The following is a 25,561-nucleotide window of genomic DNA, read 5'->3' on the forward strand; positions in this document are numbered from 1 at the left end:
CGTGGAGATTAAAGTTAATGAATATGCCCAAGGCCGGCAAACCAGTGGCGCGAACGGCGGAATTTGAGCGAACATTTAAGGATTGCAATAGTTTTTTACCCAAGCGGATATCCGCCTCCGTACATATTTTGAAGATAGACAATCGTTTAGGGAGGAGAACACCGCTTTGAAGAGACGACATTCAAGGCCACGGAAGCCTAAAATCAAATCCGTATCCCCTACGGTTTCAAAACCTGCAAAACGCAAAACAAAGGCGCCGATCAGACGGATCGATTCGCACCCTCCCGTCATTCCGGCATTCCGGCACGATACGGGTGCATCCGTGGACCCGCTGGCGGCCCCATTGGCTGCAAGTGATCATACGGCAAATCACGCGGCCGATTCGAGAACGACCGAGACTGCTGCGGGCCATGCCGGGATGTACGACGTGTTCCGTTTTCCGGTAATCGATTGGGATTTCAGATGGCAAAGGCCCCAGCAGATGTCGGTCCAGTTCGCGCGGCACGGGCATCGCGTCTTTTATGCGACCACGACGATGTCCGTTCTCCCAAAAGAAGATGCCACATTCGATGAGGTTGCAAGATACGTCAAGGTGAAGCTCGTCGAGCCGAACGTTTGGCTTGTCACGTTATGCGCGAACCGAAACTTGAACCTATATACCGATCAGATGAGCGCAACGGATATTCGGTATTTGAATTGGTCCATCGAGTATATCCGGGAACGGTTCCAAATCGGACATTTGGTATCCATCGTCGACCTCCCTTTCTGGACGCCGCTTGTCTCCTCCATGGAAGACAGCAAGCTGCTGTATGACTGCATGGACGAACATAACGGTTTTTCGACGAACGCCCCGTCGATGATCCGGCTGGAGGAACAGCTTGCCCGCAAAGCGGATCTTGTATTAGCCTCATCCCAGCGGCTGTATGACCGCATGAAAACATACCATTCCTCCCCGCTTTTGCTCCGCAACGCCGCAGATGCTGCCCATTTTGCAGCGCATGCTCCGGTTGCACCCGAGCTCGCCTCCATTCAAGGACCTGTGATCGGCTACTACGGTGCGATATCGGATTGGTTCGACGCCAAGCTCGTGGAACGGATGGCCGAACGAAGACCGGAGTGGACCTTTGCCCTGATCGGCCATACCTTTGGCTGCGATACGGCTGGGCTGGAGAAATTGCCGAACGTGCTTCTTTTGGGCGAAAAACGCTATCACGAGCTTCCGATGTATCTTCATCGGTTCGATGCGGCGATTATTCCGTTTTTGCAAAACGAGCTTACCAGGGCAACGAACCCTGTGAAGCTGTACGAGTATTTGGCGGCAGGGAAGCCCGTCGTGTCAACGGCTTTGCCGGAGCTGGAAACCGTCGCCGCCGGGCTTACCGTCATCGCGCGTACCCCGGAAGCCTTCGAACAAGCGGTGGAACGCTCCCTGCGGCAGAATAACCCTCAGCTTATGGAGGCCAGAAAAAATTTTGCATCAAGCCACACTTGGGAAACACGGTATGAAGAACTGCACCGGACCATTTTGAAACGGCTGTTTCCAAAGGTGAGCATCGTCATGCTGGCGCATAACAACTGGCCGTATACGCGTCAATGCCTCTTCAGCTTGCAGAAGCCCGGACGTTATCCCCATCTGGAAGTGATTGTCGTCGACAACGGTTCGACGGACGAAACGCCGCAACGATTGGCGGAGCTGGATCCAGACTGCTTCAAAATCATCCGTTCCGACGTGAATCTCGGTTTTGCCGCGGGGAATTCCCTCGGGTGCCGCAAAGCTTCAGGGGAGTATATCATCCTGCTGAATAACGACACGATCGTGCCCGACGGTAGCTGGGTTCGCAGGCTGATCCGCCCTTTGGAAAAACACCCGGGAATCGGCATGTCCGGGCCGATGTCCAATCATGTGGGCAACGACCAGGCGGTGGATTTGTTCGTAGGCAATCCCGCGGAAGGAGCGAACCCCCATTGGTTAAAGGAGTTTTACGGACTCTATAAAGGGCGGAGCCGGTATACCGACTTGTTGGGCTTTTTTTGCGTGGCCATGCGGCGGAGCGTGTTTGAAGAAGTTGGGGGGCTGGACAGCAAATACGGCATCGGGATGTTCGAGGATGATGATTATTGCGAACAGGTCCGGCGGGCCGGGTACAAACTTCTGATCGTCGAAGACGCATTCGTGTACCACCACGGAAGCGCCACGATCAAAAAACTGAAGCAGGAACAATACGATGATCTGTGGAGAAGCAACAAAGCCTATTATGAACGGAAATGGAACAAACCGTGGCGGCAGCCGAAACGGCCGGAAAATATTTTTTATGGAGCGGATACGCCCGAAGGGGTAGCGGGAAAACTCGGCGGTCGCCCCTGCCTGTTGGTTCTCGGCGGCCGCGAATGGTCAAGAAGTCCCGCACGCTGGCAGCAGATGGTCCGAGAGCTGTCGCAGCGGAATGACTGCATCATCGTCGTGTATTTGCCGGTATATTTCGGCCATGAGGTCGTCGGCATCCGAAAAGCCGGGCCTCGCTTGTATGTAACGAACAGGCCCGATTTGTTCAGCCATGCCGATCTCGAAAGCGTGGTCTACTGCGGCGGAACCGATGTTTTCCCTTATTTTTCTTCCGACCGTTGCGTGATCGATGCCTTCTCGTACCATGCTCATCAGCTGGACGATCTGAAAATAAAGCTGCAGACCCCAAGGGTGCTCGTTACGGAAGACGTACCACTCCTCATCTCCGAATTGCGAAGGGCTCCGCAACCGTAATCCCGGATGAAAGGAACTGTCCCTCGTAATAAAGCAAAAACTCCGCAAAAAAAGCTTTCGCTACCGAGCCATTTCGGCCCGGTATGGCGAAAGCTTTTCTTTTTAACGATGATCCGGGTTTGCGGCGATGTACCGCCGGACGACTTCCGGATGGCTTCCCTCGAAAGGTACGGTGGCGATCCGGTATTCCGCATGGTCAAAATGCCAATCCGGTTCCCCTTTGTTGTCGGGGACGTTGACGTCTCCGCGGCGGTTATCGTTAAACTTGATTTTTTTCCCAAGCGCATAATGATAATGATAGATGTTCACGTCCACGCGATCCCGGGGAAGGCTCCAAATGCTCCGTCCGCCCTCGCCCTCGAGCGTGCAATGATGCTTTTCGTCCCGGTAACGGATCCCGATGTTTGCCCGCCACATCCGCGTGATGTCGTTGGACCATCGTTCGTCCCCGGGACTGTTGATGCGGAGCGTCCACGGATTTCCCCAAAAATTGACGAACGGAAACTGATAAATGTCCACGTCCTTCCGGTTCATGAGTTCGGGCAACACATCGCGAAACCGGTCATCCATCAGTTCGTCGACGTCCAGGTTCATGATCCAATCTCCGGTCGCCTGGCCGATCAGGAAGTTTCGGACTTGGGACTCGTTCCAGTCGTCGGTGTACGGCATTCCGGTTTGCGGCATGGTGAATAAACGGATCGGCAGATGCGGAAGGTAGGATTCGATGAGGGGCACGGTCCGATCCGTGCTTCCGCCGTCTACGATCACGATTTCGTCCGCATACGCGGCCGCGCTTTCCAAATATAGGGGAATAAACGTTTCTTCATTCAACACCGGAACGATGAGGGAAAGTTTCATGCAGTCGTCCTCCCTTTTTGTTTGGCTTGAATCAATCGGCTCATTTCGGCTCGATGGCCCAGCGCCTTTCGGTATTCCTGGAACAGCGCGTAGTTTTGGCCGTAATGCGGATTGCCTGAAGGACCGACGAACGGATGCCAAAAATGCAGCAAATTGCCTTCGAGCCGGATATGTTTTCCGATAATGGTATCCATCGAATAGGCAAAAGCTTCATCCTCCCCGCCCCATCCGATAAACCGCTCGTCGTATCCGCCGATCGTCTCGAAAGCCGTTCGGGTCACGACGCTGACGCCTCCAACGAAATAACGGGCATCGTCCGGTTTGGTTTCGACGGGAACCTGCAGCGGCCAACCCGCTTCGGATCGATAAGCCGACTGGGAGTTGCTGAGCGTCAAACGCGTAATGCTTGTAAACGGAATGATCCAATTGTCCTCCCTTAACTGGCGAAGCGCACCCCTTATGAGCTCGGGATCGTAGATCAAATCACCGTCCGCTATGATCCATCGGGAGCCGGTTGCTGCCGATGCAGCCTTGTTGATGGCTTTGGACCTGCTGAACGTTTCGCTCGAAAGCTCGCCGACGCAGATTTCCGCTTCAGGCAGCATCCGTTTATAAAACGACTTTACGAAACGCAGCGCTTCATCTCGCGGCCCTCCATCCGATTGATAGGGTATGAGTACGGAAATATCCCCTGCTTCCATGCTCCGCCTCCTTTTCCTCTTCGTCGCGGGAGTTACTTCAAAAACACCCCCAGCTCTCTGTGTTTTCCTGTTCCGAATGTATTCGCAAGCTTCTCGTAATAAGCGAAATCGGTATTTTCAAGAATCATCCTTTTTTCGGATTCCGGTTCGTCTCCCGACTCCCAAAACAGCAGGCGCGTAACGGAAGCATTCAATTTGGCTAAAAACGCGCTGCAGCGGTCCTCCTTTTTCATCACATGATAAAAAACGGTCAGCAGAACGCCCATATCAAAACGTCCCGGTTCGATGTCCTCAAAGGAAGCCTGAATCCAGTCGAAATGGGTCTGCTCTAGGTCGTTCAGCTTCATCAGCAGCTCGCAATGCACGGGATCATGCTCGATGCCGGTCACGATCGCCCCTTCCCTCGTCAAACATCTGGCATGGTATCCGATGTTGCAGCCGATATCCAGCACCCGGGCTCCGCGCAGTTGGTCGGGTCCAAGGTAATGCAGCATATGATCCAGCCTCGTGGGATAGTTCTCGTCCCTTTCGCTTCGCCAATCGTAAAATGCCGGATTCAGGATCGGGGTATAGATCAGCCGACGCTGCTGTGCCTTGACGACGCGTTTGACGGCAGCCGCCTGTTCGGCATTGACCCACGTTGCGTGGTCCTCCGCGCTCATCCGCGCAAACACCCTTCGAACGCCGCAGCAGTACAAAAAAGACGCGCGATGATGACCGTCCTTCATGTTGAAATATCCTGACGGATGATAGCTGACTTCGATCGGATGATCATAAAAAAAGGAGCTGTTATCCGCCAACGCGTTCTTCATGTTCTCAAATTCCTCTTTGCGCTGCCGAAGCAGCTCGCCGGGGCTCATGGGCGGTTCCAGGCCGCGGGTAACATATATCTTCCGGTACCATTCCAAATAAGGCTTCGGGGAGGCGGATTGTCCCAAAAAGTATCGGAATAGCTCCCGGTGCGGTTCGAACCGCATGATCGAAAGGTTGCTGTGCCGCAGATGATGTTCATACCATGCATCCGTAAATGACGGAATGAGGTGCTCCGTGTTTGACGATTTGACATCGATGTCCGAAAAAAGCAGCTCGACAGGCACTTCGCAAACCACGTGCGTTCCGCCTTGGGCGACCGAACCTGCCATAACCCGTCAACTCCTCCATGGTCCGTATTCGTGTTCAAGAGAGGCATCTTTTGCCTTGCAGCAATACGGTCGCAAAATCGCGCCCGATATAATCCTTAAACATCCGCTTGGCGGCTAAGGGATAGGCATTGAATTCGTCCTCGCTCCACTCGCTTCGATGCGTTTCATAAACATTGCCGTATTCGCTGCCCTGCGGCCAATCGCTGCCGATCGGAACGTTCAGAAGCACGTACCTGCTGATATCCCAACATGCGCGCAGCAACTGGTTGGCCTCGGGTTTGGCGAAATGCTCCAGCACGTCGCCCAGAATCACCAGGTCGTAATCGTTCAAAGCCTTTTGCTGCACCAGCAGCTCGTAAGCATCGGCACGATAGATATGATCGTAAAAACATGCGTGATAAACGTCAATGTTGCGTTCAAACACTTCAATGCCTTCAACTCTTGTCGTCCACTGGTCGCGGAACACTTTTCCCTGCCATACGTCGAGAAACTCCCGGCAGATCATTCCCCACCGTCCAAAGCCGACCCCAACGTCAAGAACCTTTGCTGGAGACACCAAGCGGATCAGTTCCACGCAATACGATATATTTTGCCAATTCGAAGTTCCCATCGTTTCACCCCCCATCGGTTAGCAGCAAGCTGATCCAACGTTTAACGGCCTTGTCAGCGCCCCAATCGCTTACGATCTTTTCCCTGCAGCGCCGGCCGATCGTATCAAGCTCGCTTCTCTTGTGCATCCACTCGCGGATGCTGCGTATAAAATCCTGCGGATCGTCGCTGTCCAAAATGAACGGGTGCGCATCCGGGTGGGCAGCTTCTTGGATATAACCGACATTCGTAGACAACACCGGCTTGCCGCATGCATAAGCCTCCAATGCCGGCGCGCCGCCCCCTTCATTCGCCGAGGTGATCAACAAAAGGTCGATGGATCGGTAGAATAAGGGCATGTCGTCGTATGCGTATTCCCCGGAGGTCTCCACAAAGCGCACTCTGGGGTCATGCTCAAATGATTTTCGGATGGGGAGATAAAGCGATTCGTAATTTTTCGATCTTTTGCGTTTGTCTCCGGCCCATCCGATGGTAAGCGGCAGCGATGGATCCAAGTTGGCGGCTGCCGGCGCGAATTTGGCGGTATCGACGAAATGTCCGATATAATCCACGCGGGCATGGGGAGCCAAACCTTTTAATGTCTCGGCCAGTTTCCGGTTCATGGCTCCGATGACGGGAATCCGCGGAAGAACCAAACGGAGAAAATCGGGGTCGGGCACGATCGGATCCTTCCATTCGCGCAAAGTGTCGTAATTGCGGCTAAAGTAATAATACGATACGGCGGCGGAGGCATCGATCCGGATATTTTTGAAGATGGCCCAGGCAGCAATCCCCAAACATAAAGCGCAGATCCGGGAATACCGCCGGTTGACCTCTGCCGCGCCGACGTCCTGTATGAGCTCTTCCAGCTTCGCGCAGGAGATCACGTCAAGATCGGGACGGTTTTGCTGAATGATCTTGGCTGTTTTGCCCAATATCCACCAATCGACGTCATAAATGATGAGATGCTTTGACAGGTTGATCCCCCCCTCCGCATGCAAAGTGTTTCTGATTGGATTATATTCGTCGGTACAGCCCCCAGTTACGGGCCTCGCAAAAATGATGAATTGGTCTACCAATAGAAAAGAGCGCCCGGGCCCTTTTAGGCCAAAGCGCTCTGTCCGAAAATCCGCCTCTCGGCTTATTGGATCCTATAGTAAAGCAAGGCGATATCGCCGCGACGTTCCATACGGCTTAGTTCGAACGTGCCCGGCGCGGTTCCTTCGGGAAACAGGGGAATGCCCCGGCCCAGCACTTTCGGAATGACAGCAATCACGGCTTCATCGATCAGCCCCTCCTTCATGAAGGCTTGAACCAGCTTGCCGCCTCCCGCCAGCCAGACCGATCCGGTCGATTGCTCTTTTGCCCGTCGCACGAGGTCGGACAGCGGTTCGCCGGTGAACTCGACATGAGGCGTGCTTTGATGCGCCGACGGCGTACGGGTGACGACGAAGCAAGGTTTGCCTGCATACGGAAATTCTTCCGTGAGCGTCAGCACTTCGTCATACGTCTGTCTGCCCATGATAACGCTGCCCACCGTGTCATAAAATTCGGCATACCCGTTATCCCCTCCGTCGCCTTTGACGTCATGCAGCCAGTCCACGGATCCGTCGGGAAGCGCGATATACCCGTCAAGGCTCATTGCAATATAGAGCACTACTTGATTTCCATTCGCATCGTTCATCCTTTATCGCTCCTTTCCAGATCTTATGTTACAATGGATTTATGACATAAATTGTCGTAGTTCTGTTTATAAGATGATGTTAGGAGCCCATGCGATTATGAACGAACGCAGAGTTGCCTTAATGAGACTGCTCGATTCCCGAAAAAAGTATACCGCGCGCGAGCTTGCCGAGCGATTTCACGTTTCGGTCCGGACGATCCAGCGGGACCTGGATTATTTGCAGCAAATCGGCCTCCCGTTGTATACCGAAACCGGTCCCCATGGAGGGTACCGGGCGCTGCCGAACCGGCTGCTCCCCCCGCTTCACCTGTCCCGCGACGAGGCGATCGGGCTGTTCCTGATGTTAAAGCTGCTGGAAGACCTGCCGGATATCCCGTTCGGGTCGGTCCGCGAGCATTTGTCCGAACAGTATTATGCGGAGCTTCCGCAGGACGTGCAGGAGCAGGTCGATCGGTTAAAGGAATATGTTGCCTTTCGAATGACGCCTACCCAGGCGGCGTCGCCTTTTGCTTCGCTTATTTTGGAGGCCGCGATGGAGAAACGGCGCGTCCGCATGGAATATGCCTCGGCTTCGGGCAGCAAACGCTTTGAAGTCTGTCCCATCGGGTTATATTTCGAGCACGGCTATTGGTACATGCCTGCATACAGCCGCGAAAAAATCCTCTTGTACCGCGCGGACCGGGTCATCGCCATGACGCCTCTGGAGGAAGCCGTCCCCGGCCTTCCTACGCTCAAACAATGGCTGGATTCTTCCGATCCGCGGGAAGGAGTCCCGGCCAAAATCCAGTTCAGTTCCTTCGGCGCACGCATGGCGATGTCTGATCCCATGTTCCGGGGGATTTCCGGACAAGAATGGCTCGGTAACGTGCCCCGCGAAGAGTTTCCTTATGTTTCCCGGTTGTTATTGAGGTATGGGCCGGATGCGGAAGTCCTTTATCCGGGCGAATTACGGGACATGATTAAAACTCTCTTTCAGGAAAGCTTAAAAAACTATTTGGCATGAAGCCACGAGATTTCGGGCGATGTCCACGAGAAAGAGCCTTGTTCGAAAACGAACAAGGCTCTTATGCTTCACGGCATGAATAATTTCCGTCATGAATTCAAGGCATTCGACAGGTTCTCCAATTGTTCTGCGCCTCGAATTTCTAGCTTTTTAGCCTTTTCCAGCAAAGCGATCGCCTGCGGCGAAACCTTCGGATCATTCGGATTGCCGCCTTCGGGATATGGAAACAGGACGTGCAATTCCGCGAATGTTTGCGCAAGCTGACGATAGGTTTCCGCGGCTTCGTTTAATCTTAACGGGACATTTTCCCCGGCATCCTCCGTCTTTTCCAACCAACGGGCAGCCTCCTCCAAAAAGCCGGCAGCATATTTCCGGCAATCACCCACGACCGCGATGTTATAGCCGTTGCCGTTCGCTTCCACGCCTTGGCTGCGGAACGCTTCGATCCACACATCGTAAGCCTCCAACCCTTTGACGGCTTCCGCAGGCGCGTTCGGCTCCTGGCCGGAATAATGCTCAAGGATCATCTCCAGCGCCCCGCGCAGCCCCTCTTTAAACGACAGGTTCGACGCTGAATCGACGGCCATTACGAAGATCTCTTCCATCACGCCCCTGCCCAAATTTTCATAGGACAACGTATCCTTCCGGCAGCATTCATCCATATACAGAAGTTTGTGTTCGTCGTCGTAACCGTACAACATGCCGAATTCCGGAATGCTCAGATCCCATGCCAGCACCGGATATCCGCGGTCCACAGCATGATGGATCAAATCGAGCGCTTCAGGAAGCGCCTGGTGGATGTCCCTTTTCTGCATCGTTTTCAGGCTTGTCGCCGCTTCGCCGAGCAGATTGACGTTATCGCCGATCCCCGGCTTCATCCCGTCCACGATCCTGACCGTCATCCCCAGGTTCCGGAGCCCTCTGCGAAACACATCGGCAAAATCGAAAGCCGTCGGTCCGGCAATATGCACGCCTGGCAGTACCTGAATCCGGAAGGCCAACCCTGTAAGCCCCATCACCGCCGCCAGCGAGTGATCCCGCCCCGCCGCTTTGGCCAGCGCATGAAGCACATTGCCCGCCGTAGACCATGAATGCCCGCCCTCCTGCCATTTTTCCGTACCCAACACCGTTTTTCCCATCGTTCCCCAATCCTTTCGCGTTTGAATATAGGCGTCAACGGTTACGCGGATTCGTTCCTGAATCACTTTTTTGCGGGAGCGGGACAAGATTTGGTATACGTTGGCGGCAGTCAGGCTGAACTCGCGGGCGATTTCCTGAGGCGAAAGCTGGTCGAAAAAATGCGATTCGAAAATTTGCCTCTCCTTAGGTTTCAGGCAAGCGATGATATCCATCAACACCTGCTGGGTTTCCAGCCGCATCAGCCGCGCCTCGGGAACGCCATCCTGCTGCATCTCCCGTTCCATGGCATGGGCGACCCTCTTCAGGACGTAATCCAGACTGCCCCACATTTCCTGCTCCTCCCCGCCTCCGGACACCGCCGCCTCCAGGCCGGAAAACGTCGTTTCCTGCCCTCTTCCGGCTTTTTTCAACCGGGTCAGCGCTTGGTTGCGGACAATCCGATGAACCCAGGGCAAAAAACGTTCGGCATCCACCAGCTTGCCCAGATGCAAAAACGCGCGGATCAACGCGTCCTGCACGATATCTTCGGCCGCATGCGCTTCCTGAACCATGCTTCGCGCATACCCGTAAACCTTGGAACGGTGCCTGCGAACAAGCTCACCGAAGGCTTCCCGGCTGCCTTCCTTCGCTTTTTTGACCAGGGCCGCATCGTCCATTTCTTCCCATTCCACGCTTATTTCCCGCAATTGATTCAAGTGAAGATCCCCTCTCAAAACGTTGACATACGATATAGACTTCAAAAGCAAAGGATTTCTGACAACTTTTCTTGAAATCTTTCGAAAAAAAATCCGGACGTTTATCCCCTAAATCCATTATCCCTTATTCGCCAGCCCATTCCAATGAATCCTTGAGGAACAGGCGAAGGCAAAAAACGAGGCCCGGGATGCCATCCCGAGCCTCGTTCGTTTGTCTATTCAGCGATCCATTCGAGCATTTTTGCCGCCGTGTCCTCCCCGTTTGCGATGCAGTCCGGAATCCCCACCCCGTAATAGGAGCAGCCGGCCAACGCCACGTTCGGGTACAGCTCCGTCATTTTCGCCTCCAGCGATTCGACGATCTGACGATGCGTGATATGATAATTCGGCATGACTTCATGCCACTTGGTAACGTTATAGGTCAGCGGTTTGCTTGCAATTCCCAGGCTGGCCTGAATATCCTCCATGCCGATTTGCAACAATTCGTTTTCCGTCATGGCCACAAGCGTATCGTAATGCGGATTCGTGCTCTTATAAAAGAGACGGACCAGCAAACGGCCCTCTCCCGACGTGTGCTCCCATTTTCGGCTCGTCCAAGTGCACGCATTGCATTTAACGTCCTCGCTGCCCGCCGTAATAAAGCCGGTGCCGTCAGCCGGGAGTTCCTCGTCGGGTACGTCAAAAGCCATATAGACGCTGATCAGCGAGCTATGCTTGAATTGGTTGAACTCCTCATCCAACCGTTCATTCCTCAGCAGCTTTTGGGCCGCGACGGATAACGTGGCGATCGATACGACGTCCGCCTCAAGCACCCGTCCGTCCATCAGGGCTATTTCGTACCGGCCATCCGCGAGGGGGGTCACCGCTTCGGCTGCAACGCCTTTGATGATCTCGGCCTGAGCCAGCTTCTGCTCCAACGCGTCGATCAACTGCGACACGCCCCGGCGGAATGAGAGAAACTTCTTCCCGCTTCCGCTTTGAAACTTGGCTTTATTGGCGTTCAAGCCTTTGATGATGCTTCCGTATTCGTTTTTGTAGTCGATTAAATACGGCAATGTGGAGGCGATGGTGAGTTCGCTCAGCTTGCCGGAATATACGCCGGACAGCACCGGGGCGATCTGCTTTTCCACCAGCTCTTTCCCGAGGAATGCTTCAAGGAAGCCCCCTACCGAATCGTCCTTGGTAAAGGTTTCGTTCGGCGTATAAAAGTCTTTTAACGCCGCGACTTTCCCTTCGGCCGACACCAGATCGCTTGTCGCAAGCGACTCGATGCTCAATGGAATGCCGAACACGGCGTCCTTCGGAATTTGTTTCAGCGTTCCGTCCGTATAGATGTACGAAATCCCCGTCGCGTTATAGACGACTTCGTCTTTCAAGCCTAATTCCTCTATGAGTTCGGCCGCATTGGATTTGCGCGTTACGATCGAATCGGCGCCGGTTTCCATCGTAAATGCCCCGTCATGAACAGTCCTGATTTTGCCGCCTAACCGTTCGCTGGCTTCTACGATCGTAATGCTAACGTCTTGTCCGCTTTCGCGGGCTTTATTTTGCAAAAAATACGCGGCCGACAATCCCGTGATGCCTCCGCCGATGATGACTGCCTTTTTCAAAATGAGGACACCTGCTTCCGTCAATGTTCGATGACTACATTATATCACAGCACGCCGGCCCCGTTTGCGTCCCCTTTTGTGACGTTCCTCTGACATTCGTCATCGGGAGAGGGGATGTTAAGCTTTTTAAGTTTACATAATATATTTTACGTAGATATGGTTTTGGCGATACGATACATGTGTATTCAACTGCCGGAAGATACTATGACCGTGTCGAAAATTCAGTGAATGAGGGATATGTATGGAACAACGGTATGTCAAAGAATCGAGATGCTATAAAATCGCACGCGTGTTTCCCACGGACGTCAACAACCATGACACGCTTTTCGGCGGCAAGCTGATGGCTTACATCGACGACATCGCTTCCATTTCGGCATCCAAACACAGCCGGAACCTGGTCGTGACCGCTTCGACCGATTCGGTCGACTTTTTGCTGCCCATCCACATGACGGATTCGGTCTGCTTGGAGTCGTACGTGACCTGGACAGGCCGCAGCTCGATGGAAGTGTTCGTCAAAGTCATCACGGAAGATTTGAGAACGGGAAAACGCCATATCGCGGCCACCTCGTTTTTGACGTTCGTCGCGATCGGCGAAGACAAAAAGCCCGTCCCCGTGCCGAAAGTGATCCCCGAGACGGAAGAAGAAATCCGGCTGCACGAAACGGCGCCCCAAAGAGCCGCGATGCGCAAACACCGCAGAGAGGAAAGCAAAAAATTCGCGGATTATTTGACGATCGATTTTCCGTGGGAATAAGAAACCGGGATGCGTTGGAAGACATTGCACCGATCTGCGCTGAGAGCAAGCCGGTTTCCAAGTCGAATGGGACGGAAAGCGCATCTTTTGCAGGAATCCAACTTATGCATCCTAACCCCGGTCAGGAGTCCGCCTCCGCATCGCTGCCGTCTTGACGTTTTCTGCGGACGGTGGATTTTGTCCCGCCGTTTCGTTGCTCCCTCTCCTCTTCATCTTCCCGCTGGCTGCTTTTTACGACGCCGTAGGCGATGTAACTCATAAGACCCATGAACAGGCCGGTGCCGACGACGATATACAGCATCGTAAAAATTTTGCCGAACGGGGTTTGGGGAACGAAGGTTGGGTGTCCCGACGTACTGAGCGTCGCAATGCAAAAATACAACGCGTCCAAAATCGGCAATCCTTCCTCGCGCGTGTAAAAAATCGTCCCCGACAACAGCATGAAGAGGGTCACCACGAACAGAACCCGGAACCTTTTATGGTGAAAAACATGAAACAGGCCGCTTAACAGCCGCTTTAACGTCAGGACAAACGAGATCATGATGTCAGACTCACACTCTTTTGCTGCAGGTTCATTCGGCACCCTTCCTCAGGTTCAATTTCGAAAAGTCAGCTTCTCTTTCAAAATGACATTCCCGCTTTTTTTATCGGTCATCTCGATCCACCCTTCCCGGCCTTCTCCGAGAATACGGATCGGCAGTTGCGTCCAAAGGACCAGCTTATAGTTGACCGGCACAAAAGTCGTCTCATATTCAACATGCCCAACTTTTACGCTGCTAGTCATATCCCCGAACGTCACGCCATGATTGTCGGGGCCGCGAAACGTGATGCCTACCTGGTCATAATGGACGGCGTCCAAATCGAGCACGATATGGACCGCATGATCGTCGGCGCCGTAGATCACGGAACCTAATTCGTTGCGGATGGTGCCTGCTTCCGCCGTTTGGATCACGTGGTCACGCTGCTCGCGGTCAGGGTCGGCGCTTGAAGCCGGAGCTTCCGCATGCCTTGGAGGCGGGGCTGCCAGGCTATAGGCAAGCAGCAGCAACGCAATGACGGCAGCGCCCCAGAATAAAGGTTTCGGCCTGAAATGGTTCATGTCGTACCTCCGGTTCGTAACAATAGGATGGTTTTGTCAAACGGATAATACAGTCCGAAGTCAAGCCGCAACGTTTTTCGGATATTTTTTCCTTGTAAAGAGCCCTGCGATATTCCGTGTAAACGGTTCGATCATCGATAAATTCAGCGAAAACAGCATGGCACAAGCCACGTTTACAAGCGGCGGCATCGCCATGAAAAGCAAATGGAACAGCGTGGCAAACAACAACGCGGGCATTGCGGAAAGGATCATCGTCATCCAGCTGCGCCTTAGAACTGCGGATGGATCCTGCGCCCCTTGCAGAAACGCCAGCACGATGCAGTGGACTAGAAGCGGAATTGCGAACAAATAACATGCGCCAGGCAGCAAAAACGTCACGATCCAAGTCAATATCAAAAATAAACATGCAGCGGCAAGGACCGCCTCCAAATCGCTGCGGCCGCGGCGCAGGATGGAACTCAACAAAATATGGACCAGCAGCGTAATGACAAGGAAGCTGAAATGATAGAACGGATTCGGAATGCGGGAGGTCATTGCCGACAGCAGCTCGTAGAAACCGAAGGACAGCAGCGCCGACAATAAGAAGCCGATAAACGCCACCCCGACGGCCCCGGCTATTTTGCCGGCACGGGCTTTGCGTTTTTTGACGTATAAACCGACAAGCATGAACCACGCGGCCGTCAAAACGATGGTTAGCGGCAAATTCACGGATTGCGGGTAATAAAACAGTTTGCCGAACAAATTGAAATATTCAGCATCCGGCTCCTTTAAATCGCCCAAATCCATTGCCCCAAAACGGCTCGCGACCGCAAGCGCGTTTTCTCCATGATGCTGCAGCGTAGCCATGGAGACGTTTTCGATCGTATCTTCCGCAGAATGATATTTATCCCAGCTCCCGACGTAAGCGAAATTGAGTCCGGGAATCCCTTCCCGTAGCGAAATCGTCAGGTCCGTGTCATTCGGCATCAGGCGGTAAATATCGGCCAAAAACGAATTGCTTACAGGAACTGGGGCAATAGCGGCAAACTCGCGAATCAACTTGCCGTTTCCGCTGCTCGTTTGGAACATGAGCGAAGGCCCGCCGGCCCCTCTAGCTTCAAAATTGGCGACCAATCCGACCTGGTCTTTAAATTTGGAGGCGCTCCAAAATGCTTTGGCTCCGAGCAGCCCTCCTTCTTCCCCGTCCGTGATGACAAACAGAATGTCGCGCAGCGGTTTTCCTTGGGCCTTTAATGCCCTTGCGGTTTCGATCAGGGAAGCCACGGCTACGCCGTCATCGTTGGCTCCAGGCCCGTGGGCAACCGAGTCGTAATGGGCCGACAGCATTAACGCTTTCCCCGGCTCGGTTCCCTTTAACGTCGCGATGATATTGTTCATGGCGACGGTTTCATAGCCGTTTCCGCGATTCATTTGCGCTTGAAAAGGCTCCACCTCGACTTCGAGACCCAGCTCCGCAAACTGCCCGACGATGTATTTCCTGACGTTCTCGATCTCGGGCATAAACGGCGTGTGGGGCGCTTTTGCGATATGAGCCAAATGGTCGAAAGCACGATCGGCGGAAAAGACGGTTTCCGGCGATGCTTTTCCTTTACCCGCGGGCGGCTGTTCAAACCAAAGCGAGGAAATGACCGCCAATCCAATGAATAAAGCGGTAGCAATAACGCCGGACAACCTCCGCAAAATGCTTTCACCCCTGACGGTAGCATTCATGAATAAAGCCTCCATTATGATCATCTTTTAAAAAATCCGGCTGCAGCTGGCCGCAGCCGGAACCCAAACGTTGCGTCAATATCCCGCCACAGGCGAATCCACCTTCCCTTGGATCTGTGCCAGCAAAACGAGCACTTGGGCAGCCTCGGCCTTGGTGACCGGTTGGGCAGGCTCGAATTTGCCGTCTTTAGCGGACATCAGACCCAGCTGGATCGCCTGTTTCACGGCACCTTTATGTTGGATGGCTTGGGCATCCGCCAACGCCAAAATTTGAGGGTCGGACTCGTAAAAGGCCGACAGTTTATCGTATCGAAGCACGTTAACGATCGTTTCGGCCAGCTTTTCCCGGGTCAGCTTTTGCTCAGGATGGAGCTCGCCCGACGTATTGCGCAGCCAGCCCCGATCCGCGAACATCTGCACGGCTTCGGCATAGGGACTGTCGGCAGAAACATCTTTAAACTGTTTGCCGAGACGGCCCGGATCGTAGTAGCTTTGGGTCGGGCTCACTCCCTTTGCGATCATTGCCAGCAGATCGCCGTACGTAATCTCTTTGTCGGGATGCAGAAGCCCGTCGGATTCCGGGGCGATGACGCCGTATTCGAGCAGCGTCACCAGTTCTTTGCCCGCGCCGTGGCCCACCGCATCGGAAGGCAGGTTGGCTGCCGGATCGGCGCCGTTTTGGGTTCCGAAATAACCGTAAAACTCGTTTTTGCCGGTAATGGCGTTAATGAACGGCAGGCGGCGGTCGCCGTTGAAGGTCGGCGCGTAAGCCAACAAAATCCGGGGCTCCGCGAATTTGCTTTCCACGTAATATCCTCCGATCGACGCATAGAGGAGCTGAGCCCCCAAAGCCTCCCGGTACGTTTTCACCGCGTCCTCCGGTTTGATCTTGGCCGTCAATGCATCAAGCTTTTGGCGGTCATCCCCCGTGAGCGGCAAATTAGCGTTATACGAAAGCAGCTTGCCGCTGCCGTCAAGAACGAGACTTACCTGCTGGTTATAAACGGGAAGGTCTTTGTAAAATTGCTGGAATACGAATCTGTGAACCGTTTTACCGTTTACTTGATCCGTAGAGGACTCATTGGACAGCTTTAATGCCTTTGCCGCTTCGGGGTAGTAACGCCCGGCAAGGTCGAAGGCTTTTTTCTTGGCTGCGGATGCCGACATGCCCGAAGCATTGCTTTTCGCATCGGTAATCGGACTCGGCTTGGCATTGTCCGCCTCTTTCGTGTACGCCGGGAGTTCATTGATATTGTAGCTGATGAGTTGTCCCGTCCCTGCGTCGACCATCATATACACGTTATCCCCGGTCATTCCCAACTCGCTTTTTTTGTACCAGTTTAATGACCACACCTGTTTTCCCGAATCCATCCAGTAGTTGGTCAGCGAAGAGGACAGGGAATAATCCTTGCTTGACGGGACAAGATCAGGATATAACTGAAGGACTTCCTTGGAGGTTAGCGTATTGCCCTGATGCGCTTTAAAGGATGCCGACCCGGAAGGCAGCGCCGTGTATTCGAGCGCTTTCGGAACCGTTTGTTCCGAGTCTTGCAACGGATTGAGCCTTTTTCCGGTATTGGCGTCCGTCATGGTTATGGAAGGAGCCGGTATGTATGCCAGCCGCCAATCCTTTTTGGAACGGGCAGGGTTATAATAATCGTTGAATTGAACGTAAGCCAGACCAAGGGATAAATCCTTTTTGAATGATTCAAGCGCATCGGAAGACGATATTTTCGGATTGGCGGATGGATAGGATTTGGAGGTTGACATGCGGTTATAGCTAAAGATCCGCCCCTTGCCGTCGACGCCGATCTGGATGTTTTCGCCATCGGACGGGATGCCGTTGACTTTGGCGCTGTAGCCGAAGTTGTACACCACCTGCCCGAACAGCGATTTGTTCCCGTTATTGATGCCTTCTTGCGGAACCAGATCATCCGCTTTGATGGAGCTGGCGGCTTGCACGATAAACGCCTTGGCCGCTTTTTCGGCCTGCTCTTGACTGATTTCGGGAGGATAATAGGCCTTGCTTTCGTTGGCAACATACTCCGGCTGGTAGAAATTGAGCACATCGCCGGTCATGGCATCCACGCTCGCCGAAAACGAATACGTGCTGTTTCCTCTCGTTATGGTCCAAGTAAGCATCCAGACCGACTCGTTGAAGGAATTGTCCGTCCCTTCCGTATAGCTGGCATCTTCCAGCTTGGCTTCATTCAAGACGGGAAACAAGGCGACCATTTTTTTCGCAGCTTCTTCTTTGCTTATTTTCGCTTTTTCCCCTGGAGCAGGATTTGCGGCGGCCGAGTTAGCGGCCGTGGCCCCTTTGGCGATCCCCGTGCCCGACTGTGAGACGGATGCCGGCGAAGCTCCCGCCCATATCGGAACTTGCAGCAAGCTGAACCCGATCGTCCCCGCAATGAAGGTTTTTGCTACCTTGTTAGCGGAAGCGGGAATCGAGGCTTGTCTCCCGTGGTTTTTGCGCTTCATCCTTTCAACCTCCCAATTTCCATAATAAACCAAAATAATTATAGCATACCCTTTTATTTTACGCAGTTGGCTTGTGTTCATGTTTAAAATGTTTTATGCTGAAAACCGTAACCAGCTTTTCGAAGGAGAGATGCGTGATGAAACAACGGACGACGAAGTCCGCGAAATCCGGACAGACGAGACAGGCAGCGCCAGTTATGGGGGGACGGGTCACATGGAGCCGCAAACCGATGACGCAGGTGGTCATGAACAAAAAAGCGAAGCAGCGCCGAACGTGGTGCCGAAAAGGCACGGACGACGGCGCTTTTTTATTTGTGTCGTAAAAGGGAAAAAGGCCCGCTCTCCCGGGATGTCGGAGATCGGACCTTGAACTCGGTTCTTTTGCTTCGGATGACCTGCTCCCTCTTGTCTTAGGGAGCTCGCTTAGTATGCCGTCCAGCCGGCATCGGCGGTAATTACCGTACCGTTGATAAAGCTGGAATCATCGGAAGCCAGGAATAATGCGATTTTGGCGATTTCCTCGGGCTTGCCGTTCCGGGGATTGAAGCCGGCTCCGGACATGGCTTTTCTTAACCCGCGCGATTCGGGGTTCATGTCTCCGGCATCCGCCATAATGTTCGTTTCCACGCCGCCCGGAGCGATCGCGTTGCAGCGGATGCCCGCATCGGCGTATTGGAAGCCCACGTTTTTCGTCAAGCCGACCACCGCATGCTTGGAAGCCGTATAAGCGGCCCCGGCCCGGGAGCCGTACAACCCGCCGATGGAAGCGGTATTGATGATGACGCCTTTGCCTTGCTCGATCATGATCGGGAGGGCTTTGCGGATCGCACGCATCGGCCCCGTCGCATTGACGGCAATGACGCGTTCCCATAGTTCGTCCGTCAGCTCCGTCACCGGCGTCATTTTGTCCATGATTCCCGCGTTATTCACCAGAATATCCAGCGAACCGTACGTTTTGACAGCGGTTTCAATCATGTTCTGAACGTCCTCTTCCTTGGCAACGTTGGCGCTGACGCCGACCGCTTGACCGCCGCTTTGCTTCACTTCCGCCACGACCTGGTCCAGGGCTGCTTGGGAGATATCCGCAAGCACAAGCTTTGCGCCTTCAAGCCCGAACAGCAAAGCCATTTCCTTTCCCATGCCGGAGCCGGCACCCGTAATTACCGCAACCTTGTCTTGGAGTTTCATCGCATATTCCTCCTATGGTCATCAATTAGACAAACTGTCTATTTTCTATTGTAACGCTTGTCCCGGAAAGCTTCAAACGTTTCACATGCGAAAGCATGAACTTTTTATAACCTGTCGCGAATTTTTACACTGAATCAATACGGCGCAAACGATATGCCTTTACACTCAAATCGAGCATGCCGATGATATGCAAAAACGAAACGCCGCAGATCGGCACGGCCGCCTTCGGCAGCGTTGGCTAACGGTCCCGGGCGCCGCTCGGAAACTTGATCCATCCGATTCTTCAGTCGGGGCTTTAATTTTTGCGCATTTGCCCCTTGAACATACATAAATTTACTCATAATCTATTATTAGTAGAATAACAACGGATTTTCACACCCGCTTTTCCTTCCCTTTCAAACATTTTTCATCAAACCTGCATGGTTATCTTTTCGCGCATCGTCTAACTACATAGAATAACCCGAACAGGCCTTGTTCCCCCGACCTTGGTCTAGCATGGAAACCAGTCCGCGGTCCGTTTTGGACCCTTTCAATCCGTCATAAACTTATTTCATAAGACTAAGCGATCGAGCATAGAACGGAACCCGCCTGATTTTCAGGGTTGCTTAACGTTAGAACATAAGCTGCCTTCCCGACGAAGGAGCGTCCAATATATTAAGATCGAAGGTGATCATATGCGCAAGAAAAGAGTACTGATATTATCCGAAGGTTTCGGCAGCGGCCATACCCAAGCCGGATACGCGTTAGCCGCAGGCATGAAAAAAATGAATCCCGATATTCAAGCCAAAGTGATTGAACTGGGATCGTTCCTGAATCCTACCGTCGCGCCCTGGATTATTTCGGCATATCGTCTGACCATAAACACCAATCCCGGTCTCGTCGGTCTGCTGTACCGCAAACAGCACGACAAACCGCTGAGCAAACTGGCCATCATGGCGCTTCATCGCATCTTTTATCATCATACGGCTGAGGTCATCGCGCATTTGCGTCCGGATCTGATCGTCACCACGCATCCGATCCCGACCAACATCATTTCCAGGCTTAAAGCGGCCGGGCTTAACGTGCCTTTGTTTACCGTCATTACGGACTATGACGCCCATGCCTCCTGGATCAACAAAGAGGTCGACCGCTTCCTCGTCTCCACGGACAACGTCCGCCAGCTTTTGCTGGACCGGGGAGTGTATGCGGAAAACGTCAAAGTCACCGGCATTCCGGTTCATCCCGACTTCTGGTCTTCCGAAGACAAAACCTGCGTCAGAAAAACGCTCAACATCAAAAACATGCCTACCGTATTGATCATGGGAGGCGGCTGGGGATTGGTTTCGAATCATCAGCTCGTCCAGCAGCTTCATCGGTGGAAAGATCAGGTTCAGCTCGTATTTTGCTGCGGCAGCAATCAGAAGCTGCTCGACAAGCTGAAAAGCGACCCGGAATTCCAGCATGAAAACATCGTGCTTCTCGGGCATACGCGCGAAATCAGCAAATGGATGGACGCATCCGATCTGCTGATTACCAAACCGGGAGGAATGACCTGCACCGAAGCGCTTGCCAAAGGGCTGCCGATGCTTTTCTGCGAATCGCTGCCCGGCCAGGAAGAAATGAACCGGGAATATTTCGTCAAACGCGGTTACGGCGAAGCGCTGCAAAACGAAAACGTCCTCGAAGAATGGCTGCGGAAGCTGGCGCGCGGCGAACAAATCCGCATCGAACGGGGCTCCCGCCCTTCCCTCTTCGGTTCTCCCGCGAAGGATTACTACAGTCCGAGCAAATGTGCCGCAGAAGTAGCCAAAATGCTGGAATACCCGCCGCAGCAGGCTGACGTCGTGGTTACGCACGGAATTCCTGTCGGCATTTGATCCGTATAGCTTCGCATGAAAAAAGAGAGCGCTCAGGCTCTCTTTTTTTTGTCAGTTACGTGCATCGGCCGCTCGCCGATTCTACGCGCCCGGCTGTTCCTGCCGGTTCAAGCGATTCCGTGACGACAGCTTTCGAATGTGCTCTTCGACCAGCGGAACGGCCTCTTCCAGCGTATCGAAAGAAATCGGCTCCAATTTTTGGAATTCCTCTCCGTAGGAAGATGCGGTGTGTGCGTATCTCGGATCATAATAATATACAAGCAATAACTCCACCGCGCGTTCGTAGTTGCCGGACAGCAGGCAAGTTTCGATTTCCCGGGCTACCGGCGTGTGGATGCGCGATTGGATCTGTCGAAATGCCTGCAAGCTTTGTTCGGCATGCTCGGTCGGACGGTAATCGTTAATGATGTTTCTTACGCGCAAATCCGTGGCGGCATTGAGCAGAATATGAGTGCCCTTTTCCTTTTTATCGATCAAAAACTCGGGCAAAACCACTTTGCCGATCCGTTTGCTCTCCGCTTCGATCAGGATAAACGGCTCGTGCCGGTATCGAAGCAGTTCCTCCAGAAGAAGCGCATCAAAGGTTTTTTGGTTATGGCTTTTCAGTCCGATTTCGCCAAAAATCGATCCCCGATGTCCGGCCAGACCTTCCAGGTCGATAACCGGATACCCTTTGTCCTTCAAGGTCCTCAAAATCTCCGTTTTGCCTGTTCCGGTATATCCGTGCAGCACGTAAACTTCCGGCGGAAATTCCATGGTCCCCAGCGTTTCGACCACCCATCTGCGATAAGCCCGGTAACCGCCGTCCAGCCGGTACACATGAATCCCCATCAACGAAAGCACGGTTGCCGTCGTCCGGCTCCGCATGCCGCCCCGCCAACAGAAAACCGCCTTGTTGCCCTGAATTTCGGCAAATTTCTTCACGAAAGCAGGCAGTTTGGCGGACATGATCTCGAGCCCGCGTTCTTTGGCGGTATGGATGCTGACCTGCTTGTAAAGCGTTCCGATTTCGGCACGTTCCTCATCCGTAAAAAAGGGGATGTTGATGCTGCCCGGGATGGTCGATTCGGCATATTCGGAAGGCGATCGAACGTCGATCACCGTGATTTCGTTTTTCCCGCGAAGCTCATTCAGTTTCTCTATAGAAATGTCCTGGAACATAACAATCTCCTCATTCGATTACGATTTGTCCGCTGCCGCTTGCCGTAACCTCGCCGATGATCTTGGCTTCGACGCCGGCTTGCACGAGCTCCTCATGAAGTTTCTCTGCTTCGCTGCCGCTAACGGAAATCAACAGCCCGCCCGATGTGACGGCATCGCACAGAATCCAGCGGTCGATTTGGTCCATCTGTTCAGGGAATCGAACGCTGTCTTTGACATGCTCGTAGTTGTTTTTGGAACCGCCGGGAACCATTCCTTGTTCCGCCAGCTCGCGGACTCGAGGAAGCACGGGCACGTCATCCTTGCGGATGCGGATCTCCACGCCGCTTCCTTTGGCCATCTCCAGCGAATGGCCCATCAGGCCGAAGCCCGTCACGTCGGTGCAGGCATGGACGTCGTAACCTTCCATGACCTCGGCGGCCGTTTTGTTCAAGGTCGACATCACTTGGGTCACCCGCGCGATTTCTTCGGCGGTGAGCTGGTCTTTTTTGATGGAAGTCGTCATGATGCCGACCCCGATCGGTTTGGTCAGGATGAGTTTATCCCCCGGCTTGGCTCCGGCGTTGCTGCGTACTTTATCAGGATGGACCAGACCCGTGACCGCTAAACCGAATTTCGGCTCTTTATCGTCGATGGAGTGGCCGCCTACCAACGTCGCTCCCGCTTCCTTGACTTTATCCCCGGCCCCGCGCAGGATTTCGGACAAAATCCGCTTGTCCAGCGTGGAGATCGGAAATGCGACGATGTTTAATACCGTTAAAGGTTTGGCTCCCATGGCATAAATATCGCTGATGGCGTTCGCCGCGGCAATTTGCCCGAAGGCGTACGGATCGTCCACGATCGGCGTGAAGAAATCCAGCGTTTGCACCAGCGCCAGCTCGTCGTTCAGTTTGTACACGCCGGCGTCATCGCTTGTATCCAGCCCTACGAGCAAATTCGGGTTCGGCTCGGCTGGAGGCAGATTGCGGAGCACCTGGCTTAAATCCGCCGGGCCGATTTTGCAGCCGCAGCCGCCTTTGCTAGAGAGGGAAGTCAATTTAACGCTGATATCGGAATCCATTCGTTTACACGACCTTTCGTCATAAATAGAATTATCGGATGAGTTACTACTTCATGTCCGTTCAGGATGAAGGCATGCCCCATTTAGATCGTACACATCCCCGGAAAAAAAGGCAAATGAAAGAACAGGACCCCGGGCGCACGCTGTGCATGCAGGAAGTCCTGTTTTTCGAATCCATCCGCGTCACGGGTGACGCGAATTATTTGGATACGGGCACCGCTTGGCCGAAATACTGCTCCAGCGTCATGTGGCGGCTCGTCACTTCATTGGCGATTTTGGCGCCGACGTAACGAAGATGCCAAGGCTCGTACTTATAGCCCGTAATCGAAGCTTTCCCTTCAGGATAACGGATGATAAATCCATATTCATGCGCATGCTTAGCCAGCCATTTGGCCTCTTTCGTGCCGGCAAAACAGCTTTCCGCGGCACATTTGCCCGTGATGCCGGATACGTCGATCGTCAGGCCGGTTTGGTGCTCGCTGTGCCCCGGACGGGCGCTGTACGTATCGGCCGCTTTTACGCCGTCCCGTTTTACGTAGTTGTTATACAGCGTCTTTTGGCGCGATTCGGAGCGGTAACCGGATACGCCCGCCAGCTGAACCCCGTCTTTTTTGGCGGCGGCAAACAGCTTTTCAAGCGCCGTTGCCGCCTCCTTGCGCATTTTGCGTTTGTCTGCCTTTTCCGAAAATATGAACGGAACGTTCGGATATACGAGATCCGGAGGAACGTAGCCGGCCGGGAGTCTGTACGTTTTGTTGACCAGCACAGCGATGCTTTCCGGATTGGAAACGACATGCTCCACGCTGTAAGAATTGATAAATCCTTTTCCTCCCGTTTTGCTCGTGCCGCTCCCGGCCTCGGAGTCCGCTTTGCCGGTTGATGACGATTTGCCCGCAGAAGCGTTTTGCGCAGGTTTCGCGGCCTGCTGCGTTTTCGCGCCTGTATTCATCGCGCCTGAGCCAGCCTGATTCGGCTTTTCTCCTTGCTTGTCTGCGCTGCCGGACGTCAACGTGTCCTTGGTTTGCTGCTTGGCGGAATCCGCTGACGCCTTGTCCCCATCATCCGCGCCGATAACCGGCGATGGCGATGGTTGCGAATGTTGCTGCGCGAGCGCGGGCGGCTTTTCGACCACGGCGCCGTCGGCAGCCGGAGCATGGTTTTTCCCCAAAGCCCAATAACCGCCTGCTACAATGAGCACCGCGGCAGCAAAGGTAATCATATACTTACGCATGAATGTGCATCTCTCCCCGTGTTCAAGCTTGCCTCTCTTTACAGTTCTTGGGTCATGCCAATCTTCGAATCTATCAATCTACTATTTCATTATACGACAAAAAACGACCTGATCAAAGGATTGATCAGGTCGCTTCGGCGAATTCCATGTCGATCTATGTAAATTTCCGGCTGTCTTTTAAGACTTCAGCCGTTTTTGCATAAATACAAGCTCTGCAGCAAGTCTTTCAATCCGCTCCAACACGTTGGGATCATGAATTTCCTTAAACTCGTTAAAATGATCGTCATGCACGTAAACATAACCGGGCGCCACATAGGATCTGAAATAGCCGGCGATCGGCTTCAGCTGATTTTCGATCACGAGATAATGCTGGTACGTTCCTCCCGTCGCCACGAATCCGATGACTTTTTGCTGCAGTGCGGACTGCGGAATCAAGTCGAACAGATTTTTGAGCACGCCCGACATGGAGGCTTGATAGATCGGGGTTCCGATCAGGCAAAAATCGCTGGAAATGACGGCGTCGATCACTTTTTTGGTGTCCCCCGTATACGCGGACGGATCCCTCCCGTCGCAAAATTGCACGTCGTAATCTTTCATATCCAGCAATTCGGTTTCGATTTCAGGATCTATTTTTTTGACTTCTTCCAGTACTTTTTGTACGACAATGGCCGTTTTGCTGCCGATGATCGCACCTGATATTCCAACCAGCTTCATGAAGGCAGTCTCCTTTTCGTGCGAGGACGCTGCAAAATGGACGGTTCCGCATGGACCCTGTTTTTGCAAAGCCTCGGGTATGATGTTCGCTTTATTTTGCCGGTACCGGGAGTATCCTTCAGCCG

Annotated in this window: 21 protein-coding genes and 1 pseudogene; 5 read left to right on the forward strand and 17 right to left on the reverse strand. The window is 53.4% G+C overall.

The annotated features are described in order from the left end of the window. Positions 1-166: 166 nt before the first annotated feature. Complete coding sequence (locus MKY58_RS13300; protein ID WP_339324947.1) at positions 167-2,758, forward strand: glycosyltransferase; 2,592 nt, start codon at positions 167-169, stop codon at positions 2,756-2,758. A gap of 102 nt (positions 2,759-2,860) precedes the next feature. Here MKY58_RS13300 and MKY58_RS13305 read toward each other — a convergent pair whose 3' ends face one another. The 6 genes from MKY58_RS13305 to MKY58_RS13330 all read right to left on the reverse strand — a co-directional run bounded on the left by MKY58_RS13305 (position 2,861) and on the right by MKY58_RS13330 (position 7,731). Next, on the reverse strand, positions 2,861-3,616 hold the full coding sequence (locus tag MKY58_RS13305) for a glycosyltransferase (protein WP_339324948.1): 756 nt from the start codon (positions 3,614-3,616) through the stop codon (positions 2,861-2,863). Continuing rightward, a complete protein-coding gene (locus tag MKY58_RS13310) occupies positions 3,613-4,317 on the reverse strand; it encodes a galactosyltransferase-related protein (protein ID WP_339324949.1) in 705 nt (234 codons plus the stop codon). The genes MKY58_RS13305 and MKY58_RS13310 overlap by 4 nt, the downstream gene beginning before the upstream one ends. 32 nt (positions 4,318-4,349) lie before the next feature. Next, positions 4,350-5,459 carry a class I SAM-dependent methyltransferase gene (locus MKY58_RS13315; RefSeq protein ID WP_339324950.1) on the reverse strand — a complete coding sequence of 370 codons (1,110 nt, stop codon included), beginning with the start codon at positions 5,457-5,459 and terminating at the stop codon, positions 4,350-4,352. 34 nt (positions 5,460-5,493) lie between these two features. Further along, a complete protein-coding gene (locus MKY58_RS13320) occupies positions 5,494-6,069 on the reverse strand; it encodes a class I SAM-dependent methyltransferase (protein ID WP_339324951.1) in 576 nt (191 codons plus the stop codon). A 4-nt stretch (positions 6,070-6,073) separates the two neighbouring features. Continuing rightward, positions 6,074-7,126, reverse strand: coding sequence for a glycosyltransferase family 4 protein (locus tag MKY58_RS13325; protein WP_339324952.1), 1,053 nt, complete (start codon positions 7,124-7,126; stop codon positions 6,074-6,076). 62 nt (positions 7,127-7,188) lie between these two features. Continuing rightward, a complete protein-coding gene (locus MKY58_RS13330; RefSeq protein WP_339324953.1) occupies positions 7,189-7,731 on the reverse strand; it encodes a dihydrofolate reductase family protein in 543 nt (180 codons plus the stop codon). Positions 7,732-7,828: 97 nt separating this feature from the next. Here MKY58_RS13330 and MKY58_RS13335 point away from each other — a divergent pair, with 97 nt between their 5' ends. Further along, positions 7,829-8,734: a YafY family protein gene (locus MKY58_RS13335; protein ID WP_339324954.1), complete on the forward strand. Its 906-nt coding sequence runs from the start codon at positions 7,829-7,831 to the stop codon at positions 8,732-8,734. An 89-nt stretch (positions 8,735-8,823) separates the two neighbouring features. Here MKY58_RS13335 and MKY58_RS13340 read toward each other — a convergent pair whose 3' ends face one another. Continuing rightward, positions 8,824-10,569 carry a sigma-70 family RNA polymerase sigma factor gene (locus MKY58_RS13340; protein ID WP_339324955.1) on the reverse strand — a complete coding sequence of 582 codons (1,746 nt, stop codon included), beginning with the start codon at positions 10,567-10,569 and terminating at the stop codon, positions 8,824-8,826. A 215-nt stretch (positions 10,570-10,784) separates the two neighbouring features. After that, on the reverse strand, positions 10,785-12,179 hold the full coding sequence (locus MKY58_RS13345) for a protoporphyrinogen oxidase (RefSeq protein ID WP_339324956.1): 1,395 nt from the start codon (positions 12,177-12,179) through the stop codon (positions 10,785-10,787). A 241-nt stretch (positions 12,180-12,420) separates the two neighbouring features. On the opposite strand from MKY58_RS13345, the gene MKY58_RS13350 reads away from it, so the two are divergent. Continuing rightward, positions 12,421-12,933 carry an acyl-CoA thioesterase gene (locus MKY58_RS13350; RefSeq protein WP_339324957.1) on the forward strand — a complete coding sequence of 171 codons (513 nt, stop codon included), beginning with the start codon at positions 12,421-12,423 and terminating at the stop codon, positions 12,931-12,933. A 211-nt stretch (positions 12,934-13,144) separates the two neighbouring features. On the opposite strand, the pseudogene MKY58_RS13355 reads toward MKY58_RS13350, so the two are convergent. From MKY58_RS13355 to MKY58_RS13370, 4 genes and pseudogenes are all read right to left on the reverse strand, one after another. Continuing rightward, positions 13,145-13,474: pseudogene (locus tag MKY58_RS13355) on the reverse strand (potassium channel family protein); the annotation flags it as partial. Positions 13,475-13,528: 54 nt separating this feature from the next. Next, entirely contained in the window at positions 13,529-14,032 is a 504-nt protein-coding gene (locus tag MKY58_RS13360) for a hypothetical protein (protein WP_339324958.1), read from the reverse strand. 60 nt (positions 14,033-14,092) lie between these two features. Continuing rightward, on the reverse strand, positions 14,093-15,742 hold the full coding sequence (locus MKY58_RS13365) for a M20/M25/M40 family metallo-hydrolase (protein ID WP_339324959.1): 1,650 nt from the start codon (positions 15,740-15,742) through the stop codon (positions 14,093-14,095). Positions 15,743-15,817: 75 nt separating this feature from the next. Next, the gene (locus MKY58_RS13370) at positions 15,818-18,226 is read right to left on the reverse strand and encodes a YcdB/YcdC domain-containing protein (RefSeq protein WP_339324960.1); all 2,409 of its coding nucleotides are present in this window, start codon (positions 18,224-18,226) and stop codon (positions 15,818-15,820) included. Between the two features lie 137 nt (positions 18,227-18,363). Here MKY58_RS13370 and MKY58_RS13375 point away from each other — a divergent pair, with 137 nt between their 5' ends. Continuing rightward, positions 18,364-18,549, forward strand: coding sequence for a hypothetical protein (locus MKY58_RS13375; RefSeq protein ID WP_339324961.1), 186 nt, complete (start codon positions 18,364-18,366; stop codon positions 18,547-18,549). Between the two features lie 100 nt (positions 18,550-18,649). Here MKY58_RS13375 and MKY58_RS13380 read toward each other — a convergent pair whose 3' ends face one another. Then, a complete protein-coding gene (locus MKY58_RS13380) occupies positions 18,650-19,414 on the reverse strand; it encodes an SDR family oxidoreductase (protein ID WP_339324962.1) in 765 nt (254 codons plus the stop codon). 674 nt (positions 19,415-20,088) lie between these two features. On the opposite strand from MKY58_RS13380, the gene MKY58_RS13385 reads away from it, so the two are divergent. Further along, a complete protein-coding gene (locus MKY58_RS13385) occupies positions 20,089-21,270 on the forward strand; it encodes a glycosyltransferase (protein WP_339324963.1) in 1,182 nt (393 codons plus the stop codon). Positions 21,271-21,351: 81 nt separating this feature from the next. Here the strand turns inward: MKY58_RS13385 and mnmH are convergent, their stop codons facing one another. From mnmH to MKY58_RS13405, 4 genes are all read right to left on the reverse strand, one after another. Next, positions 21,352-22,431, reverse strand: coding sequence for a tRNA 2-selenouridine(34) synthase MnmH (gene mnmH / locus MKY58_RS13390; protein WP_339324964.1), 1,080 nt, complete (start codon positions 22,429-22,431; stop codon positions 21,352-21,354). A gap of 10 nt (positions 22,432-22,441) precedes the next feature. Further along, positions 22,442-23,491 (reverse strand): selenide, water dikinase SelD, encoded by a 1,050-nt coding sequence (gene selD, locus MKY58_RS13395; protein ID WP_212949653.1) that lies wholly within the window; start codon positions 23,489-23,491, stop codon positions 22,442-22,444. A gap of 199 nt (positions 23,492-23,690) precedes the next feature. Continuing rightward, on the reverse strand, positions 23,691-24,722 hold the full coding sequence (locus tag MKY58_RS13400; protein ID WP_339324965.1) for a M15 family metallopeptidase: 1,032 nt from the start codon (positions 24,720-24,722) through the stop codon (positions 23,691-23,693). A 177-nt stretch (positions 24,723-24,899) separates the two neighbouring features. Continuing rightward, positions 24,900-25,436 (reverse strand): NAD(P)H-dependent oxidoreductase, encoded by a 537-nt coding sequence (locus tag MKY58_RS13405; RefSeq protein ID WP_036709793.1) that lies wholly within the window; start codon positions 25,434-25,436, stop codon positions 24,900-24,902. Positions 25,437-25,561 lie beyond the last annotated feature (125 nt).

The organism is Paenibacillus sp. FSL W8-0194 (genome assembly GCF_037969745.1).
Taxonomy (GTDB): Bacteria; Bacillota; Bacilli; order Paenibacillales; family Paenibacillaceae; genus Paenibacillus_AQ; species Paenibacillus_AQ cookii.

Coding starts and splice junctions, on each gene's coding strand:
- MKY58_RS13305 (WP_339324948.1), bottom strand. CDS start 3,616: ATGAAACTTTCCCTCATCGTTCCGGTGTTGAATGAAGAAACGTTTATT.
- MKY58_RS13310 (WP_339324949.1), bottom strand. CDS start 4,317: ATGGAAGCAGGGGATATTTCCGTACTCATACCCTATCAATCGGATGGA.
- MKY58_RS13315 (WP_339324950.1), bottom strand. CDS start 5,459: ATGGCAGGTTCGGTCGCCCAAGGCGGAACGCACGTGGTTTGCGAAGTG.
- MKY58_RS13320 (WP_339324951.1), bottom strand. CDS start 6,069: ATGGGAACTTCGAATTGGCAAAATATATCGTATTGCGTGGAACTGATC.
- MKY58_RS13330 (WP_339324953.1), bottom strand. CDS start 7,731: ATGAACGATGCGAATGGAAATCAAGTAGTGCTCTATATTGCAATGAGC.
- MKY58_RS13335 (WP_339324954.1), top strand. CDS start 7,829: ATGAACGAACGCAGAGTTGCCTTAATGAGACTGCTCGATTCCCGAAAA.
- MKY58_RS13350 (WP_339324957.1), top strand. CDS start 12,421: ATGGAACAACGGTATGTCAAAGAATCGAGATGCTATAAAATCGCACGC.
- MKY58_RS13360 (WP_339324958.1), bottom strand. CDS start 14,032: ATGAACCATTTCAGGCCGAAACCTTTATTCTGGGGCGCTGCCGTCATT.
- MKY58_RS13365 (WP_339324959.1), bottom strand. CDS start 15,742: ATGAATGCTACCGTCAGGGGTGAAAGCATTTTGCGGAGGTTGTCCGGC.
- MKY58_RS13370 (WP_339324960.1), bottom strand. CDS start 18,226: ATGAAGCGCAAAAACCACGGGAGACAAGCCTCGATTCCCGCTTCCGCT.
- MKY58_RS13375 (WP_339324961.1), top strand. CDS start 18,364: ATGAAACAACGGACGACGAAGTCCGCGAAATCCGGACAGACGAGACAG.
- MKY58_RS13380 (WP_339324962.1), bottom strand. CDS start 19,414: ATGAAACTCCAAGACAAGGTTGCGGTAATTACGGGTGCCGGCTCCGGC.
- MKY58_RS13385 (WP_339324963.1), top strand. CDS start 20,089: ATGCGCAAGAAAAGAGTACTGATATTATCCGAAGGTTTCGGCAGCGGC.
- mnmH (WP_339324964.1), bottom strand. CDS start 22,431: ATGTTCCAGGACATTTCTATAGAGAAACTGAATGAGCTTCGCGGGAAA.
- selD (WP_212949653.1), bottom strand. CDS start 23,491: ATGGATTCCGATATCAGCGTTAAATTGACTTCCCTCTCTAGCAAAGGC.
- MKY58_RS13400 (WP_339324965.1), bottom strand. CDS start 24,722: ATGCGTAAGTATATGATTACCTTTGCTGCCGCGGTGCTCATTGTAGCA.
- MKY58_RS13405 (WP_036709793.1), bottom strand. CDS start 25,436: ATGAAGCTGGTTGGAATATCAGGTGCGATCATCGGCAGCAAAACGGCC.